Below are 15837 nucleotides of genomic sequence, written 5' to 3'. Positions count from 1 at the left end.
CAACAGATCGGCACAAGTCTACTCACGCTAGATCTCTCGACCTAGCCGCAAGGACAAACGCCGCCCGCGTCTCCCTTCCTCATTCCAACTTGTCAAAGAGCGCCTCGGTCGCCCGAGGCTCATCAGAGGCAAACAGAAGACCGCCCGGCAATCCCGCCGGCCAATCCCGCCGCTTGTCAGAAGATGGCTCAGCGCCCGGTCCACTTCCGCGGCCGGCGCCGATGAGCCGGGGTATAGANTCTCGCGCGGAGCCGAACATGCCCTCAAACAGAAGACCGCCCGGCAATCCCGCCGGCCAATCCCGCCGCTTGTCAGAAGATGGCTCAGCGCCCGGTCCACTTCCGCGGCCGGCGCCGATGAGCCGGGGTATAGAGCCCTCGAATTTGCCCGTCAACAGCCCTGTTCCATCTCCGGGCTGTTTTTTCGCACGGCCCGGGCGATCGCTGCCGCGACGCCTCCCTGCCCTCTCAGGAGGCCAGAGAGGTCCGAGGTCCGGTCAGTACCCCTTCTTCACCTGCGCGAGCGCCGCGCTGAGCCCCTGGGCTACCCGCGCCCGCTCGTCCGGCCCGGCGTCGCGCGCGACCAGCGCCTGCTGCCGGCGCGAGACCAGGGTCAGGCGCTGGAGGCCGTACTCGTCGTCCTCGACCGTCTCGAGCTTGGTCCAGAGCGGATTGAACCGCCACTCCCGCCGCTCACCGCGGTGGCTGACCCGGGCGAGCAGGATCTCGATCTGCGAGATCATCACCTCCTCGAACGAGCGTCCGCGCCGGAAGCTCACCTTCAGCGCCGCGTAGATCGCCAGCATGTCGAGGCCGAAGAAGCCGGCCACGGGCCAGAAGCCCATGCGCCACGCCCAGACCGACACGGCGACCGAGACCGCGCAGCAGCCGGTCATGACCACCCGGAAGCCGCGCCGGCTCAACGACTGGTGCGGCCGGATCGTCGCGGTGAAGACGGGCCGGTCGATCGTGTCCGGATCGAGCCCGTACGGGTGGACGGAAGGATTGCCGCTCGCCATGCGATCCATATAACGCGCCGATGCCCACCAGAAAGACTCCCCCGCCCGTGACGGATCGCGCCGGTCGCGCCGCCGCGGGACCGGCCGAGACCGCGTCCGAGACGGTATCCGGGACAGCCCCGACGCGGCGAGGCAAGGGCAGGTCCGGGAGCAAGGCCGAGGGAGCGTCCAAGAAGGCGTCCGGGCGGGCGTCCAAGGGAGCATCCGAGAGCGCCGTCTCCGCGCGGCTCGGGGGTCCGATCGGGCCGGCCGTCACCGCGCAGGTGGATACGGCCCCCGAGGCCGTCGACGCGGCGGCCCTCGCCGAGATCTTCCGCCGCTTCCAGGCGGCGGAGCCGGAGCCCAAGGGCGAGCTCCACTACGTCAATCCGTTCACGCTCCTCGTCGCGGTGGTGCTGTCGGCCCAGGCGACCGACCGCGGCGTCAACCTCGCCACCGGCCCGCTCTTCGCGATCGCCGACACGCCCGAGAAGATGCTGGCGCTCGGCGAGGACCGGGTCCGCGACTTCGTGCGCACGATCGGGCTGTTCAACACCAAGGCGAAGAACGTCGTCGCCCTCTCGCGCATCCTCGTGGAAACGCACGGCGGCGCGGTCCCGGCGAGCCTGGAGGCCCTGCAGGTCCTGCCCGGGGTCGGTGCCAAGACCGCGAGCGTGGTGCTCAACATCGCCTTCGGGGTTCCGCGGATCGCCGTCGACACCCACATCTTCAGGGTCTCGAACCGGATCCCACTCTTCGTCGGCGCGACGACCGACAAGGTCCAGGCCGGGCTCGAGGCGATCGTGCCGGATGCCTACCGACTCCACGCCCATCACTGGCTGATTCTCCACGGACGCTACACCTGCAAGGCGCGCAAGCCCGAATGCCCGCGCTGCCTCATCGCCGACCTCTGCCGCTACCCGTCCAAGACGATCGATTGACGACCGCACGACGACCGCGAGACGCGCGCGCGACGGGTCGCGGAGGTCGTCCCGGGCACGTCCCGACCGGCCTCCGCAATCCCGCCCTGCGGGCTAACGCGTTGTGCTGGAAGCCCGCTTCCGCTAGTTTGGCGGCCGGTCGCCGGGGCCCTCGGGCAGAGGCCGTCCGGCGGCCCGACCTCGCGTCCGGTCGCCGCGCCGCGGATTCCTCCCCATCGTCGCGCATCAGGAGCCTCGGCCCATGGACTTCCTCAAACCACGGTACACGCCTATGAATCGCCGCCGTCGCATCTACGAGGGCAAGGCGAAGGTCCTCTACGAGGGGCCCGAGCCCGGCACGCTCATCCAGCACTTCAAGGATGACGCGACGGCCTTCAACGCGAAGAAGCATGAGGTCATCGACGGCAAGGGCGTGCTGAACAACCGGATCTCGGAGTTCGTCTTCCAGCACCTCAACGACATCGGCGTGCCGACGCACTTCATCCGCCGGCTGAACATGCGCGAGCAGCTGATCCGCGAGGTCGAGATTATCCCGCTCGAGGTGGTGGTGCGCAACGTGGCGGCCGGGTCGCTGGCGACGCGCCTCGGCCTGGAGGAAGGCACGCAGCTGCCGCGCTCGATCATCGAGTTCTACTACAAGAACGACGCGCTGAACGATCCGATGGTCTCCGAGGAGCACATCACCGCCTTCGGCTGGGCGACGCCCCAGGAGATCGACGACATCATGGCGCTGGCGATCCGCGTCAACGATTTCCTGTCGGGTCTCTTCCTCGGCGTCGGCATCCGGCTGGTCGATTTCAAGATGGAGACCGGCCGTCTCTGGGAGGGCGACATGATGCGGATCGTGGTCGCCGACGAGATCTCTCCGGATTCCTGCCGGCTGTGGGACATCAAGTCCTCCGACAAGCTCGACAAGGACCGGTTCCGCAAGGATCTCGGCGGCCTGATCGAGGCCTATACCGAGGTCGCCAAGCGGCTCGGCATCATGTCGGAGAACGAGAAGGTCCAGGGCGGCGGCCCGCGCCTCGTGCAGTAGGCCCGGTCAGGCGCCCGGCCGGCGCAGGGGCGCCGGTCCGGCCTCGGGAAACCCCGCGCGCAGCCGCGCGTGGGTCGAGAGTTCCGGGTCGAAGCCCGGGTGATAATGGGGGTCCTGCACCAGCAGCGACCCCCATCGCGTTCTCAGCGCCGCGATCTCGCGCGCGTGGCGGGCCCGGGCCTCTCGGGTCCAGCGGCGGCTCGCCGCCTCGCGGTGATGGAGGACCGCCCCGGGGGCCAGGAGCGTGCGGTAGCCGGCCGCGTTCAGGCGCAGGCAGAGATCGACGTCGTTGAAGTCGACCGCGAAGACCGCCTCGTCGAAGCCGCCGACCGCGCGGAACTTCGCCGCCTCGACAGCCAAGCACGCGGCGGTCACCGCCGATACCGTGTGGGTGACGCGCAGGGCCCCGAGGTAGCCGGGGGCATCGCCGGGAAAGTGCCGGTGCCCGTGGGTGACGAGGCCTCCGGTGCCGAGCACGATGCCGCCGTGCTGGATCCGGCCCTCGCCGTCGAGGAGCTTGGCACCGACCGCCCCCACGTCGGGACGGAGGGCCTCCCGGGCCAAGCGGGACAGCCAGTCGGGCCGGAAGGCCTCGACGTCGTTGTTGACGAAGACCAGCAGCCTGCCGCGGGCGCGGGCCGCGGCGGCGTTGTTCATCGCGGCGAAGTTGAACGGCCCGGGCCAGGGCACGACGTGCCCCCTCCCCTCCCCCTCCAGCGCCCGCAGGTAGGCCAGCGTCTCGGGCTCGCGACTGTCGTTGTCGCAGACGATGATCTCGGTCGACGGCCAGTCGGTGCAGCCTCGCAGGCTCTCGAGGCAGGGGCGCAGGAGATCCAGGCGATCGCGGGTCGGCACGATGAGGCTAACCAGCGGCCGCTCGTCCGGCAGGGGATGCTCGACCTGCACGAGACCGTCGGGCACGACGGCCACGCCAACGCCCTCCCGCCCTGTCCGGTCGAGGTGATCGCGCACCAGCGCGTGGTGGGGGACGCGCCCGGTTTCGCCGCCCCGCGTCGCGGTCGAGGCGCCGCGCCGGACCGACAGGATCTCCGGCAGGTGGCCGATGGCGCCGGGACCGAAGCGCTCCGCGATGCGGAACGCGGCCTCGGCGGGACTGCCGGGATCGTCGCCGGGCTCGAGGGCGCCGCGTCGGCAGGCCAGCACGGGTCCGAGATAATCGAGGGCCGCGAGCCGGTCGGCGTCGAAGACCGGCGGCAGAAGCGGCAGCACCGCGCCGCCGTGTCTCTCCTGCACCAAGGCGTCGCCGTACAGCGCCTGCAGGTCGGGCTCGCGCGCGAACGCGGCGGCGATCCGGCCGGGCGCACCGGCGACGAGGGCCCCGTCGCCGATCAGGCGGATCGCGTCTCCCGGACCGGCCGGCGCGGGGGGGAAGCGGTCGAGGATCCCGGGCGGCAGGGCGAGCCGATGGTCGATCCCGACCAGGGCGGCGAGCGCCTGCCGGGCGCGCAGGCGCTTACCCGTCACGCGCGCGCGCAGGATCGCGGCCGCCGCCCGGGGATGCGCGAGGAGCTGGCGCGTCGCGCCCGCCAGCGCGCGCCAGGAGCGGCGCGACGGTCCGAGATACGTCGCGGCATCGTGGCCCGACGCGCCGTCCGATGCGCCGTCCGACCGCGGCGTCATTCCAGATCCTCGCCGAACGTCGTGACCGACAGGGCGGGGTGGTAGAACGGATCGTGCCGGATCACGGCCCGCCAGCGCTCGGAGAAGCGGGCGGCCTCCTGCTCGAAGCGCGCGCGCTTGGCCCCGACGGACGGACCGCGGCTGACGGATTCGAGATGGGCCAGCGTCGCGGCCGGCGTCCAGACCGTCTTCCAGCCGGCGGCGGCGAGGCGGAGGCAGAAATCGACGTCGTTGAAATCGACCGGGAATGCCTCGGCGTCGAAGCCGCCCACCGCCAGATACTTCTCCCGCGAGACGGCGAGGCAGGCGGCCGTCACCGCCGAGACCTCGTGCGCCACCCGCAGCTGGCCGAGATGGCCCGGCGTGTCACCGGGCCGGCGGCGCAGGATGTGGCCGGCCCGGCCGCCGAGTCCGACGACGACGCCGGCATGCTGCAGCGTGCCGTCGCCGTAGAGAAGCTTCGCCCCGACGGCGCCGACCTCCGGCCGGCACGCCTGCCGGACCATGGCCTCGAGCCAGCTCGGCTCCAGCACGGCGACGTCGTTGTTCAGCAGGACGACGATCGTCCCGGACGCCGCGGCGACGCCGGCGTTGACCATCGCGGCGAAGTTGAAGGGCTGCGGGTCCATGAGGATCCGGACGCGCGGATCGCCGCGCAGGGTCGCGTAGTGGTCGAGCACCGCTGGATCGGTGGAGCCGTTGTCGACGATGATCAGCTCGATCGCCGCGTAGGCTGTCTCGTGGAGCACCCCGCGGCAGACGCGGGTGATCAGGTCGAGGCGGTCGCGCGACGGGATGACGACGCTCACCAGCGGCACCGGATCCGGCAGGGGCCACGCGAGGCGAACGGCACCGTCGTGGATCCCGGCGCGGAACAGCGGCTGTCCGGACCGGTGCGCGTCCAGGGCCGCGGCCCGGGCCGACGGGTCGAGACCGTCTCCGGCGCTGCGGGCGAGGATCCGCGGGACATGCGCCACCCGCGCGGCGGTGGTCATCGCCGCGATCGCGATGGCCGGCGCGAGCGCGGCCATCGGGCCGACCGGGCGCGCCATGGCCGCGGCCAGCCACGCCCGCGACAGGAGCAGGGGAAACCCGGGATAGCCGGTCGCCAGGGCGAGGTCCGGGCTCCAGTCCGGCTTCAGTTGCGGGCGACCGTCGGGGCCGAGCGCGTCGCCGTAGGCGATGTCCGCTCCCGACAGGGCCTGGGCCAGCAGCGCCAGGGCCTCCGGCTCCGGGACGTCGCCGGGGCGCAGCAGGCACAGGGCGTCCGCCTCGCCGGAAAGTGCGTCGAAGCCGGAAGCCCCATCCCAGGTTCGATGCGACAGCGGCCCGTCGACCGATGCGGGCGGCGTCCCCGCCCACGCGACCTGGATCGACTCGGGGCGGTGCGTCTGCGCGTTCAGCGCGTCGCACGTGGCCGACAGCGCCGCCGCGTCCTCGGCTCGCGCGAGAACGACGCAGCGGATCCGCAGGGCGGAGGGCGCGACGCGGGCGGGCCGGGTCCGGGCGGCGGCCCAGGCCGGGAACCGGGCCATCGGGGTCACCGCGCAGGCGCCGCGCAGGATGTCGCGGTAGCGCCGTTCCGAGCCGCGGGCGCGCTCGTAGAGGGCGGAGACGCAGCGCCAGGGCCTGCGCAGGAGGCACTGCGCGAGCACCTCGACCTCGCGCCGGGCGCCGACCCGCTCCAGGGCGAAGTCCGCACCGGCAGAGAGACGGATCTCCCGGGTATCGGAGGGGATCAGCCCGAGCCAGTGGGCGAGCCCCTGCGCGGCTCCCGGCAGGAGGAAGTCCTGGACCGTCTCGTCAGGCCCTCGCAGGACGCGGAGGATCGGGCGCCGGGGCGCATTCGTCGGATCGCCGGCATAGCTCAGCACGATCCAGCCGGCGGGATGGTCCGGGAGCACGAGGCGGCGATCGAAGACGGGATCGTCCGTGGATTCCAGCCGGAACCGGGTCTTCCGGCCGAGCCAGAGCCTGTCGCGGCCGGTCCGGGCAATCAGCGGGGTCGGATCGCCGAGGCGCGCCGCGGCGTCACTGGGCAGCGTCGCCTCCGCCGGGTGGCGCCGCGGCGACAGCCGGTTTGCGGCGGCGCGGCTTCGCGGCGGGCTTGCCGCCCGCTCCCTTGCCGGTCCCGACACCGACCGCGATGTCGTAATCAGCCGTCATGGCGGCCGGAACCTGCAGCTCGTCGGCCACGACCGTGGCGAAGCCCTGCGCCTCTCCGGGCCCGACGATCACGCTGGCCCGCTCGGTGCGGCTCGAGACGGTCTTGCCGTCGTGGCGGATCTGGAACGTCACCGGCACATCGAACCGGCCCGGCGCGCCCGCCGGCCCGAGCAGGACGTTGATCTCGGCGCCCACCTTGACGGTGATCGAGCCGTCCTGACGCCGCGTGCATTCGCGGGCGAGACGGCCGAGGGAGAACTGGGTGCGCACCGTTTCGCCCGCGAGCGTGCGCGAGGCGGCCCCGCCCTCGGCGACCTCGACCGTCGGGCAATAGGCCGGGTCGAGGGCTTCGGGCTGCGACGGCGGGACCGTCGTGCCGCCGTACTTGAACAGGTTGGAGAAGATGTTGCCCTCCTCGGCCCGGCCCTGGGCCGGGGCGGCGAGCGACGCGGCGAGCACAAAGCCGCCGAGCCGGAGAGCGACGGTCCGGCGCCGGGCCATGTCCGGGGACCGCGTGAGGCTCCTGTTCCGATGTCCGATCATCGCACGGCTCCCGAACCGCACCGTCATTTCAGGCTGTCGAACCCGGCCGCGAAGCCCTTCATCGACAGCGGGATGCCGACGCCTTCCTCGGGCGTCTGGAACACGATGAAGGTGGCCTGCGTGCCGTTCTTGAACTGGCGGATCAGCCCGTCATCCATCACGACCTCGGCCACGCACCCGGTGGTGAGACAGCGGACGAAGCCGGCGCGGCCGATATCCGTCTGGTCGATCTTCAGGCCGAGTCCGGACGGCAGGAGAACGCCCAGCGGCGCCACCACCCGCAGCAGGTAACCGCGATTGTCGGCGGTCTTGAGGACGATGACCACGAGGGTCAGGTTGGGCCTGTCCTCGGCGGCGAGATACTGGACGAGGGCGCACTGCTCGGCCTTCGCGCCGGCCGGCGTCTCGCAGCGCAGCTGCCAATCGTCGAAGGTCTTGCGCACCATGCCCTGAGCCGCGGCCGGCCCGGCGGGCGCCAGTGCCGCCGCGACGAGGGCGAGGAGAACCGGCAGCGCGGCGCGCCGGAAACGAACGAGCCTCGCGTGAAGCGGCACCACCGATCCCTTCGGAACGCTCCGGCCGAGGACCGGCGGGAGCCGTACAATCGGGCGTGTTCCGACCATGGTCCGCCCCGCGCTGTCAAGCGATGCGGGCGCGGTGTTGCGCGTCGGCGCTACCCGTAACGGTTTCAGCGGCCTAGATTGTGTTCGAACACTCCTCCAGCGCCGGATTTTGACGCCGTGATGCGCCCGCTCACTCTCTCGGCCGCCTGCTTGGTGGCCACCCTCGCGCAGGCGGGAGCCCAGTCCCTGCCGGTCGGAGAGACCACCTACATCGAACGCTCGCTGAACCACTCGGACACGCTGGTGATCGAGCATCCGCCCGTGGCGGCGAACCCGTACGGCCGCCGCAACGGCCAGGCGGCCATCGCCGGCTACTGCAGGGACGGCGGCCTGGTCCGCCGCCGGGACGAGTTCGGCAACCCGGTGATCATCCGCCAGCGGGAGATCTGCGACAGCGTCGCGCCGCGCACCCTCAGCCCCGGGCAGGTCGATCCCCGCCCGAGCTGGCCGGCGGATGCCGTGGCGCGCCAGCGGGTGCTCCGCGTCAAGGGCTGATGCTGGGCTGAGGCGGGGCTGAGGCGGGTCTGAGGTCGGCTCAGCCGTAGCGATGCAGGCCGGTGCCGTGGCGCTTGAGCCACGCTTCGGCAGCGTCGGTGTTCGGGCAGAGCGCCTGCACCAGCGCCCAGAAGCGCGGGGAGTGGTTCATCTCGCGCAGATGCGCCATCTCGTGGGCGACCAGATAGTCGAGCACCATCGGCGGCGCGAGGATCAGGCGCCACGAGAAGTTCAGCTCGCCGCGGGCCGTGCAGGATCCCCAGCGACTGTGGGTATCGCGCAGCGTGACCCGGACCGGCCGCTGCCCGAGCCGCGCCGCGTAGCGCTCGATCGCTTCGGTCAGGTCGCGCTTGGCCTCGCGGGCCAGGAAGTCGCGGACCCGGCGCGCCACGTGGGCGGCGTCGCACGACACTGACAGCACCGCCTCCCCCTCGACGGACTCGATGCGGACGGGACCGCTCCGGGTGCCGCGCTGGCTGATCCGGTGGGGCTCACCGCGGAGCGGCAGGCTGGCTCCGAGCTCGAAGAGCACGCGGGTCGGCACGCGCGCCAGGCGCGCGGCGATCCACTCCGCGTGGCTCGCCGCGAAGCGCTGCGCCGTGTTGATGGCGGTGCGGCTCGGCAGGGTGATCACGGCCTCGCCGGTGGCGGCCGACACGCGGAGCGTGATGCGGCGCGCGGTCGGCCGCCGACGGAGGGCGATGCGGAGGCTGGCCCCCTCGTGCTGGACCTCAAGATGATCGGGATCGGGGCGACGCAGCAGCGCGAGGGGCATGCGCGACTTCTAGCTGGGCCGGGCCCGGGGCTCCAGATCCCGCGTCTCTGAATCGCCGCGGCGGCCTCAGCTGGCGAGGGCCCGGGTCCAGACGTCGGTCTCGGGGAGGACGAGGAGCGCGGCGGCGGCCAGCGCGATCCCGTACGGGATCCCGGTCTTGGCGTCGTGCAGGTGCAGGGCGAACGGCATGCGCGCGATCCGGCCGGGCAGCGGATGCGTCCGCGCGAACAGGATCGCCAGGGTCAAGGCACCGCCGAACACCGAGGCCACCAGGAGGTAGTCGCCGAGGCCGTCGAAGCCGAGCCACAGGGCCGTGGCGGCCGCGAGCTTCGCGTCGCCGCCGCCGATGACGCCGAAGGCGAACAGCGTGAACGTGACGAGCAGGACGACCCCACCGGCGGCGCAGTGGAAGCCGATCTCGGTCCAGCTCATCGAGCTCGTCAGGGCCAGCAGCGCGAACCCGGCCACGAGGGCGAGGGAGATCCGGTTCGGGATCAGCATGGTGAGCAGGTCGCTGGCGGCCGCGTAGGCCATCAGGAAGGGAAACAGGATCAGGAGACCGAAACCGGCCGGGCCCAGACCCGCCAGTCCCAGGCTTGCCGTCGCTGAACCGACCATCTCGGCGCCCATCTCGTCGCAGCCTGTCGCGTCACACAATGCGGTCCGCCCCGGCGGACTGCCGGCCGGTCCGGACCTCGGATGTGCCGGGCGGCGAGCGCCGCCGCGAACAACGGCGATCCCGGCAGGCCGGGAACCCCCGCCTCTCTCCGGGTTGCGAGGAGAGGCGGGATGTCTCGAACCTGCCGCAGATCGGACGTGTCTCGATCAGTTCAGGTTGCCGGAGATCTGGCTGAACTTGCTGGTCAGGCTGGTGCCGACCGTCTTCAGGGCGGTGATGATGGCCACGGCGATGAGGGCCGCGATCATGCCGTACTCGATCGCGGTGGCGCCGGACTCGTCCGAAGCAAAACGCGTGAACAGGGTCTTCATAGAGGGTGATCCTTCGATCAACACAGAGCGAGATAAAACTTGCGCGATGCCCGATGAAGAATTTTCAGGTCTCGATCGGCGGCCTGCACAGACTGCCGATTACGCCTTGAAAATCGGTTAAATCGATCCCGCACCGACCTAAAAGGCTGTCTCGCTGCGAGTTTGGTGAAGGTTGGGTTTCACCGATACGGCACAGTGCCGCGACTTGGTCTTGCTTAGCGCTTCCTTCACGGGTTCCGCGCTAGCCTCGGGCCTCGGGTAGGCTCTCTTCGACCGCCCGCCGTCTTGAGGAACCCCGATGCGTCGCACCCTGTCGATCACGGGCCGCGCCGGCCTCGTCGTCCTGCTGACGGGCGCCGCGGCCGCGGCCGGCCAGCCGGATCTGCTGCCCGTCGTGACCGTTCTCGTCGACAACGCCAAGGTGCTCCGCCTGCCGGAGAAGACGTCGACCGTCATCGTCGGCAACCCGATCATCGCCGAGGTGACGCCGCAGAAGAACGGCGTCCTCGTGCTCACCGGCAAGAGCTTCGGCTCCACCAACCTGATCGCCCTCGACAACGGCGGCGCCATGATCGCCGAGACGACCATCCGGGTCGAGGCGTCGCGGGACTCGACGATCACGGTGCAGCGCGGTCTCGATCGGGAATCCCTGTCGTGCACGCCGGGCTGCCAGCCGTCGGTGCAGCTCGGCGACTCGGCCAGCTACTTCGGTGCCACGAGCGGTCAGGCCGATGCCCGTCGCAAGCTCGCGACCGGCGGCGGCGCGGGCACGGTCCCGGCGGCCGATCACTGACCGGGCCGGGGTTCCATCGCGACATCGGCCGCGGCCTGGGGCAGGATCCCCCGGCCCTCGCCGATTCGCCGCGATGCCGCGGGGGCGCTGACGCCAGGGAGACGTCGAGGCCGATGTCCGCCATCACCCGCAATCCGCCGCCGCCCGCCGTCGACCCGGCCGTGCTGGCGGCCTTCCGCGATGTCTCGACGGCCACGATCAGCGACTGCCTGGCGCGGATGCCGGTCCTGGCCGGCCTGCGCCCGTTCCATCGCGGCGGGGCCCTCGTGGGAACGGCCTTCACGGTCCGCGTCCGGAGCGGCGACAACTTGGCCATCCATCAGGCTCTGGAAGAGGTCCGCCCCGGCGACGTGATCGTGGTCGACGGCGCCGGCGACACGAGCCGCGCGCTCGTGGGCGACATCATGAAGGCCATCGCCGAGAGCCGGGGCGTGGCCGGCTTCGTGATCGACGGCGCCGTGCGCGACACGGCGGCGTTCGCGGGCGCGGACTTTCCCTGCTACGCCCGCGACGCGACGCCGCGGGGGCCGTTCAAGACGGGCCCCGGCGCGATCAACGTGCCGGTCTGCGTCGGCGGCTGGACGGTGAGCCCGGGGGACGTGGTGGTCGGCGACGCCGACGGCGTCGTGTCGTTCCCGCCCGGCGACGCGGCCGCCCTGCTCGACGCTGTGCGGGCGCAGGCGGCCCGCGAGGCGGAGGTCCTGGAGCAGATCCGGGCCGGTCGCTACGACGGCCGCTACGCCCGGGTGGCGAAGGCCTGATCCGGCCGGGCGCCCTCGGGCGCGTGCAGGCGCCGCCACAGGGCATCGGCCGCGCCGCCTCGGCCCTCGCGCGTCCGGAACAGCCGGATCTCCACCGGAACGTCCAGCTCCTCCGGGCCTGCCCGCACGAGCTGTCCGCGGGCGATCGCCGCCTCCGCGAGCGTCACCGGGAGCCACGCGACACCGTCGCCCCCCTGGGCCATGGTCATCAGCGTCGCCGCGAGGTGCGACGTGAAGGCCGGCTCGTGGCCGGCCGCCGCCCCGCTCGCCGCCAGGATCCGGCCGAGCCCCGAGGCCTCGCCGTAGGCGAGGTAGCGGACCGCGCCGCTCAGGGGCCAGAGCGGCGCCCCTTCGGACGTCGGTGCGCAGAGCGGCACCAAGCTGTCCGCGCCGACGCGGACCGACTCGCAGCGGCCATCGTCCAGGGGCGTGGGGAGGTCCGCGCGGTGGTGGCACAGGAGGAGTTGCACCTCGCCGGCCAGCAGGATCGCCTCGCAGGCCGCCATGCTGTCCGAGATCAGGTTGAGGGCGCCCAGCGTCTCGAAGGGCGCGTGCCGGCGGATCCAACCGGGAAAGAACGTGAACGACAGCGCGTGCGTGGCCGCGATCGCGAGGCTCGCATCCGCGCGCGCGCCCACGGCCCGCGCCTCGCGGCACGCCCGGTCCAGGCCCCGCATCAACTCCTCGGCGTGCGGGCGGAAGCCCGTTCCGGCGGCGGTCAGGTGCGCCCCTTGCGCGCTCCGCAGGAACAGGGGCGTCCCGAGCCACGCCTCGAGCGCGCGGATCCGTCGGCTGAAGGCCGGCTGCGTCACGTGCCGGACCTCGGCGGCCCGCGAGAAGGTCCGGTGCTCGGCGAGCGCGAGGAAGTCCCGCACCCAGTCCAGATCCATAGCGCCTCTCCGACAGGACGGGGCCGATGCCGCCCGCGCATCGCGCGCTCCGGAAACGGCATTGGCTGACCGGGGGCCGCCGACGCTATGGCACCGGGACGCACCGGGGAGAGTGAGCCATGCGCATCGTCGACGTCCGCGAGGTCACCAAGCCGATCGCCTCGCCGATCCGCAACGCCTACATCGACTTCTCGAAGATGACCACGAGCCTCGTCGCGGTGGTCACCGACGTGATCCGCGACGGCCGGCGGGTCGTCGGCTACGGCTTCAACTCCAACGGCCGCTACGGCCAGGGCGGCCTGATCCGCGAGCGCTTCCGCGACCGGATCCTGGAGGCCGACCGGGACAGCCTCCTCGTCGATGCGGGCGACAACCTCGACCCGCACCGGGTCTGGGCCGCGATGATGCGCAACGAGAAGCCCGGCGGCCACGGCGAGCGCTCGGTGGCGGTGGGCACCCTCGACATGGCGATCTGGGACGCGGCGGCGAAGATCGCCGGGAAGCCACTGTTCCGGATGCTCGCCGAGCGGAAGGGCGTCGCCGCCGACCCGCGGGTCTTCGTCTACGCGGCCGGCGGCTACTACTATCCCGGCAAGGACGATTCCGCCCTCCGCGCCGAGATGCGCGGCTATCTCGACCGCGGCTACACTGTCGTGAAGATGAAGATCGGCGGCGCGCCGCTCGAAGAGGACCGGCGCCGGATCGAGGCCGTGCTCGCCGAGATCGACGGACGGGGCCGTCTCGCGGTGGACGCCAACGGCCGCTTCGATCTCGAGACCGCCATCGCGTACGCCCGGATGCTGCGGCAGTACCCGCTGTTCTGGTACGAGGAGGCGGGCGACCCGCTCGACTACGCGCTCCAGGCGGCGCTCGCGCCCTACTATCCCGGGCCGATGGCCACCGGCGAGAACCTGTTCTCGCACCAGGACGCGCGCAATCTCCTGCGCTACGGCAACATGCGGCCCGACCGCGACTGGCTGCAGTTCGACTGCGCCCTGTCGTACGGGCTCGTGGAGTACCTGCGCACCCTCGACGTGCTGGCCGAGTTCGGCTGGTCGCCCGCCCGCTGCATCCCGCATGGCGGGCACCAGATGTCGCTCAACATCGCGGCCGGGCTGGGCCTCGGCGGCAACGAGAGCTACCCGGACCTGTTCCAGCCCTACGGCGGCTTCCCCGACGGGGTGCGGGTCGAGGACGGCCACATCACCATGCCGGACCTGCCGGGCATCGGCTTCGAGGGCAAGTCGGACCTCATCGCGGAGATGCGCGCCCTCGCGGCGTAGCGCATCGCTCAGCGCGGCCTTGCGGAGCGCGGCGCCGCGGTGGACGATGGCGCATGGATTCCGGCCCCCTCACCTACGCGATCGGCGACGTCCACGGCTGCGCCGCCCTCCTCGACGCGCTGCTGGAGCGGATCGCCGACCACGCGGATGACCGTCCCCACCGGCTGGTCTTCCTCGGGGACTACATCGACCGCGGCCCGGACAGCGCCGCGGTGCTCCGCACCGTGAGCCGCCTGAACTGGGCCGAGCCCGAGCGCGTCGTCTGCCTGATGGGCAATCACGAGCGGATGCTGCTCGACGCACTTCAGACGGAGAGCGCGGCCGCGCACTGGATGTACAACGGCGGCGAGGCGACGCTCGATTCGTTCGGCGCGCGGGATCCCGCCGGCCTGCCCCGGGACACCCTCGACTGGATCGAAGCGCTCCCGACGCTGCACGGTGACGGCGCCCACTGGTACGTGCATGCCGGCTTGCGGCCCGGCGCGGACGCCCTCGGCTCGGACGCGCACGATCGCCTCTGGATCCGCGAGCCGTTCCTCGAGGGCGACCACGATTTCGGACGGTACGTGGTCCACGGCCACACGCCGCAGCGGAGCGGGCGCCCGGAAGTGCGCCGGTTCCGCACCAACCTCGACACCGCGGCCGTCTACGGCGGCGCGCTGACCGCCGGGATCTTCTCGGACGCGCAGGGGCCGGCCCTGGAATTCCTGCAGGTGAGAGCATCATAGGGCGCGACGGCGCCGTCTTTGCGAGCGGAGCGAAGCAACCCAGGGCAGCGCCGCATCGCGCGGCCCGGCACCGAGTGGACTGCTTCGCTCCGCTCGCGAAGACGCTGGCCGGCGGGCCGCCGGCCGGACCTGTCAGACCCCGCGTCGCGTGGGCACCAGCGCGCAGAGGATCCCGGTGAGCCAGCCGCCCAGCAGGGCGAAGCCGCCAGTGGGCGCCGCCATCGGGAAGAGCGCGTGCTGGAGCCACGCGCGCACCGAGAGGTCGCCGCAGAACAGGATCAGGCCGGCGACCAGCAGCCCGGCCGCGACGCGCGCGAGACCGGCCCGGACGAGGCCCGCGGCCCCGAGACCGACCAGCGCCAGGATGGCGGGGGCGTGGAACAGCAGGAACTGCGCCGCCGTCTTCAGCGAGTCCGCCCCGGGGATGTGCGCCGCGGCGGCGCTCAGCGCGACGCCGAGCAGCCCGGCCAGGGCGGCGAGCGCCGCGAGCGCGCGGTCGGCACCCGCGAGTCTCACGCGCCGCGCTCCGCCAGGAGCTTGGCGATGGCCGCCCGCAGATCCGGCACGCCGGAATCGTCCCGGCTCGAGGTGAGGATCACCTGCGGGTAGGCGGCCGGCCGCTTGGCGAGCCCCGCCTCGATCCCGGCGATGCGGCTCGCGACCTCGCCCTTCTTGAGGGAATCGCCTTTGGTCAGCACGACCTGATAGCTCACCGCGGCCTTGTCGAGGCCGTCAAGAACGTCGGTGTCGATCGACTTGAAGCCGTGCCGGGCGTCGATCAGCATGAACACCCGGGCGAGGTTGGCGCGGCCCTTGAGGTAGGCGTGGATCAGCCGGGTCCACGCCTCGACCTTGGCCTTCTCGACGGCGGCGTAGCCGTAGCCGGGCATGTCGACCAGCGACAGGCGCTCGCCGATCCGGAAGAAGTTGAGCTGCTGCGTCCGCCCCGGCGTGTGCGAGGTCCGCGCCAGGGTGTTGCGCCCGGTGAGCGCGTTGATCAGGCTCGACTTGCCGACATTCGAGCGCCCCGCGAAGGCGATCTCGACGCCCTCCATGGGCGGCAGCCGGTCGAGGATCTGGGCGGCCGCGTAGAAGTCGGCCGGGCCGGCGAAGAGAAGGCGGCCGGCCTCGAGGAGGTCGGCCGCGTCGTCGTTGGTCTCGCTCACGGCGTCTCG

General features: G+C 72.1%; 18 protein-coding genes. 7 read left to right on the top strand and 11 right to left on the bottom strand.

What is annotated here, in order from left to right; all coding sequences use genetic code 11:
• Positions 1-496 precede the first annotated feature (496 nt).
• Positions 497-1018, bottom strand: coding sequence for a DUF2244 domain-containing protein (locus tag ASG32_RS13900; RefSeq protein WP_020092482.1), 522 nt, complete (start codon positions 1016-1018; stop codon positions 497-499).
• A gap of 239 nt (positions 1019-1257) precedes the next feature.
• Here ASG32_RS13900 and nth point away from each other — a divergent pair, with 239 nt between their 5' ends.
• Both nth and purC read left to right on the top strand, forming a co-directional pair.
• Positions 1258-1938: an endonuclease III gene (gene nth, locus ASG32_RS13895; RefSeq protein WP_056526981.1), complete on the top strand. Its 681-nt coding sequence runs from the start codon at positions 1258-1260 to the stop codon at positions 1936-1938.
• A gap of 241 nt (positions 1939-2179) precedes the next feature.
• A complete protein-coding gene (purC, locus tag ASG32_RS13890) occupies positions 2180-2974 on the top strand; it encodes a phosphoribosylaminoimidazolesuccinocarboxamide synthase (protein WP_010684691.1) in 795 nt (264 codons plus the stop codon).
• Between the two features lie 6 nt (positions 2975-2980).
• Here the strand turns inward: purC and ASG32_RS13885 are convergent, their stop codons facing one another.
• The 4 genes from ASG32_RS13885 to ASG32_RS13870 all read right to left on the bottom strand — a co-directional run bounded on the left by ASG32_RS13885 (position 2981) and on the right by ASG32_RS13870 (position 7836).
• Complete coding sequence (locus tag ASG32_RS13885) at positions 2981-4615, bottom strand: glycosyltransferase (protein WP_056526954.1); 1635 nt, start codon at positions 4613-4615, stop codon at positions 2981-2983.
• The gene (locus ASG32_RS13880) at positions 4612-6519 is read right to left on the bottom strand and encodes a glycosyltransferase family 2 protein (RefSeq protein ID WP_199866118.1); all 1908 of its coding nucleotides are present in this window, start codon (positions 6517-6519) and stop codon (positions 4612-4614) included. Before ASG32_RS13880 ends, ASG32_RS13885 begins: the two co-directional genes overlap by 4 nt.
• Positions 6520-6646: 127 nt before the next feature.
• Positions 6647-7324, bottom strand: coding sequence for a hypothetical protein (locus tag ASG32_RS13875; RefSeq protein ID WP_056526976.1), 678 nt, complete (start codon positions 7322-7324; stop codon positions 6647-6649).
• Between the two features lie 23 nt (positions 7325-7347).
• Positions 7348-7836 carry an invasion associated locus B family protein gene (locus ASG32_RS13870; RefSeq protein ID WP_210383334.1) on the bottom strand — a complete coding sequence of 163 codons (489 nt, stop codon included), beginning with the start codon at positions 7834-7836 and terminating at the stop codon, positions 7348-7350.
• Between the two features lie 231 nt (positions 7837-8067).
• Here ASG32_RS13870 and ASG32_RS13865 point away from each other — a divergent pair, with 231 nt between their 5' ends.
• A complete protein-coding gene (locus tag ASG32_RS13865; RefSeq protein ID WP_020092489.1) occupies positions 8068-8442 on the top strand; it encodes a hypothetical protein in 375 nt (124 codons plus the stop codon).
• A gap of 40 nt (positions 8443-8482) precedes the next feature.
• On the opposite strand, the gene ASG32_RS13860 is transcribed toward ASG32_RS13865, so the two are convergent.
• From ASG32_RS13860 to ASG32_RS13850, 3 genes are all read right to left on the bottom strand, one after another.
• A complete protein-coding gene (locus ASG32_RS13860) occupies positions 8483-9217 on the bottom strand; it encodes a SprT family zinc-dependent metalloprotease (RefSeq protein ID WP_056526950.1) in 735 nt (244 codons plus the stop codon).
• 66 nt (positions 9218-9283) lie between these two features.
• The gene (locus ASG32_RS13855; protein WP_056526972.1) at positions 9284-9835 is read right to left on the bottom strand and encodes a prepilin peptidase; all 552 of its coding nucleotides are present in this window, start codon (positions 9833-9835) and stop codon (positions 9284-9286) included.
• A 207-nt stretch (positions 9836-10042) separates the two neighbouring features.
• Positions 10043-10207, bottom strand: coding sequence for a Flp family type IVb pilin (locus ASG32_RS13850; protein WP_012320434.1), 165 nt, complete (start codon positions 10205-10207; stop codon positions 10043-10045).
• A 298-nt stretch (positions 10208-10505) separates the two neighbouring features.
• Here ASG32_RS13850 and ASG32_RS13845 point away from each other — a divergent pair, with 298 nt between their 5' ends.
• Positions 10506-11000 (top strand): pilus assembly protein N-terminal domain-containing protein, encoded by a 495-nt coding sequence (locus tag ASG32_RS13845; protein WP_056526947.1) that lies wholly within the window; start codon positions 10506-10508, stop codon positions 10998-11000.
• 113 nt (positions 11001-11113) lie between these two features.
• Positions 11114-11761, top strand: coding sequence for an RraA family protein (locus tag ASG32_RS13840; protein WP_020092493.1), 648 nt, complete (start codon positions 11114-11116; stop codon positions 11759-11761).
• On the opposite strand, the gene ASG32_RS13835 is transcribed toward ASG32_RS13840, so the two are convergent.
• Entirely contained in the window at positions 11737-12651 is a 915-nt protein-coding gene (locus ASG32_RS13835; protein ID WP_056526944.1) for a LysR family transcriptional regulator, read from the bottom strand. The genes ASG32_RS13840 and ASG32_RS13835 overlap by 25 nt on opposite strands.
• Before the next feature lie 119 nt (positions 12652-12770).
• On the opposite strand from ASG32_RS13835, the gene ASG32_RS13830 reads away from it, so the two are divergent.
• Both ASG32_RS13830 and ASG32_RS13825 read left to right on the top strand, forming a co-directional pair.
• Complete coding sequence (locus ASG32_RS13830; protein WP_056526941.1) at positions 12771-13934, top strand: mandelate racemase/muconate lactonizing enzyme family protein; 1164 nt, start codon at positions 12771-12773, stop codon at positions 13932-13934.
• A gap of 53 nt (positions 13935-13987) precedes the next feature.
• Positions 13988-14662: a metallophosphoesterase family protein gene (locus ASG32_RS13825; RefSeq protein ID WP_056526937.1), complete on the top strand. Its 675-nt coding sequence runs from the start codon at positions 13988-13990 to the stop codon at positions 14660-14662.
• Between the two features lie 132 nt (positions 14663-14794).
• Here the strand turns inward: ASG32_RS13825 and ASG32_RS13820 are convergent, their stop codons facing one another.
• Together ASG32_RS13820 and yihA are read right to left on the bottom strand one after the other, a co-directional pair.
• Complete coding sequence (locus ASG32_RS13820) at positions 14795-15178, bottom strand: DUF423 domain-containing protein (protein ID WP_056526933.1); 384 nt, start codon at positions 15176-15178, stop codon at positions 14795-14797.
• On the bottom strand, positions 15175-15828 hold the full coding sequence (yihA, locus tag ASG32_RS13815; RefSeq protein WP_056526930.1) for a ribosome biogenesis GTP-binding protein YihA/YsxC: 654 nt from the start codon (positions 15826-15828) through the stop codon (positions 15175-15177). Before yihA ends, ASG32_RS13820 begins: the two co-directional genes overlap by 4 nt.
• Positions 15829-15837: the final 9 nt, after the last annotated feature.

The organism is Methylobacterium sp. Leaf361, assembly GCF_001424445.1.
In the GTDB taxonomy this organism is placed as follows: Bacteria; Pseudomonadota; Alphaproteobacteria; order Rhizobiales; family Beijerinckiaceae; genus Methylobacterium.
This window is presented reverse-complemented; position numbering and strand designations above follow the sequence as displayed.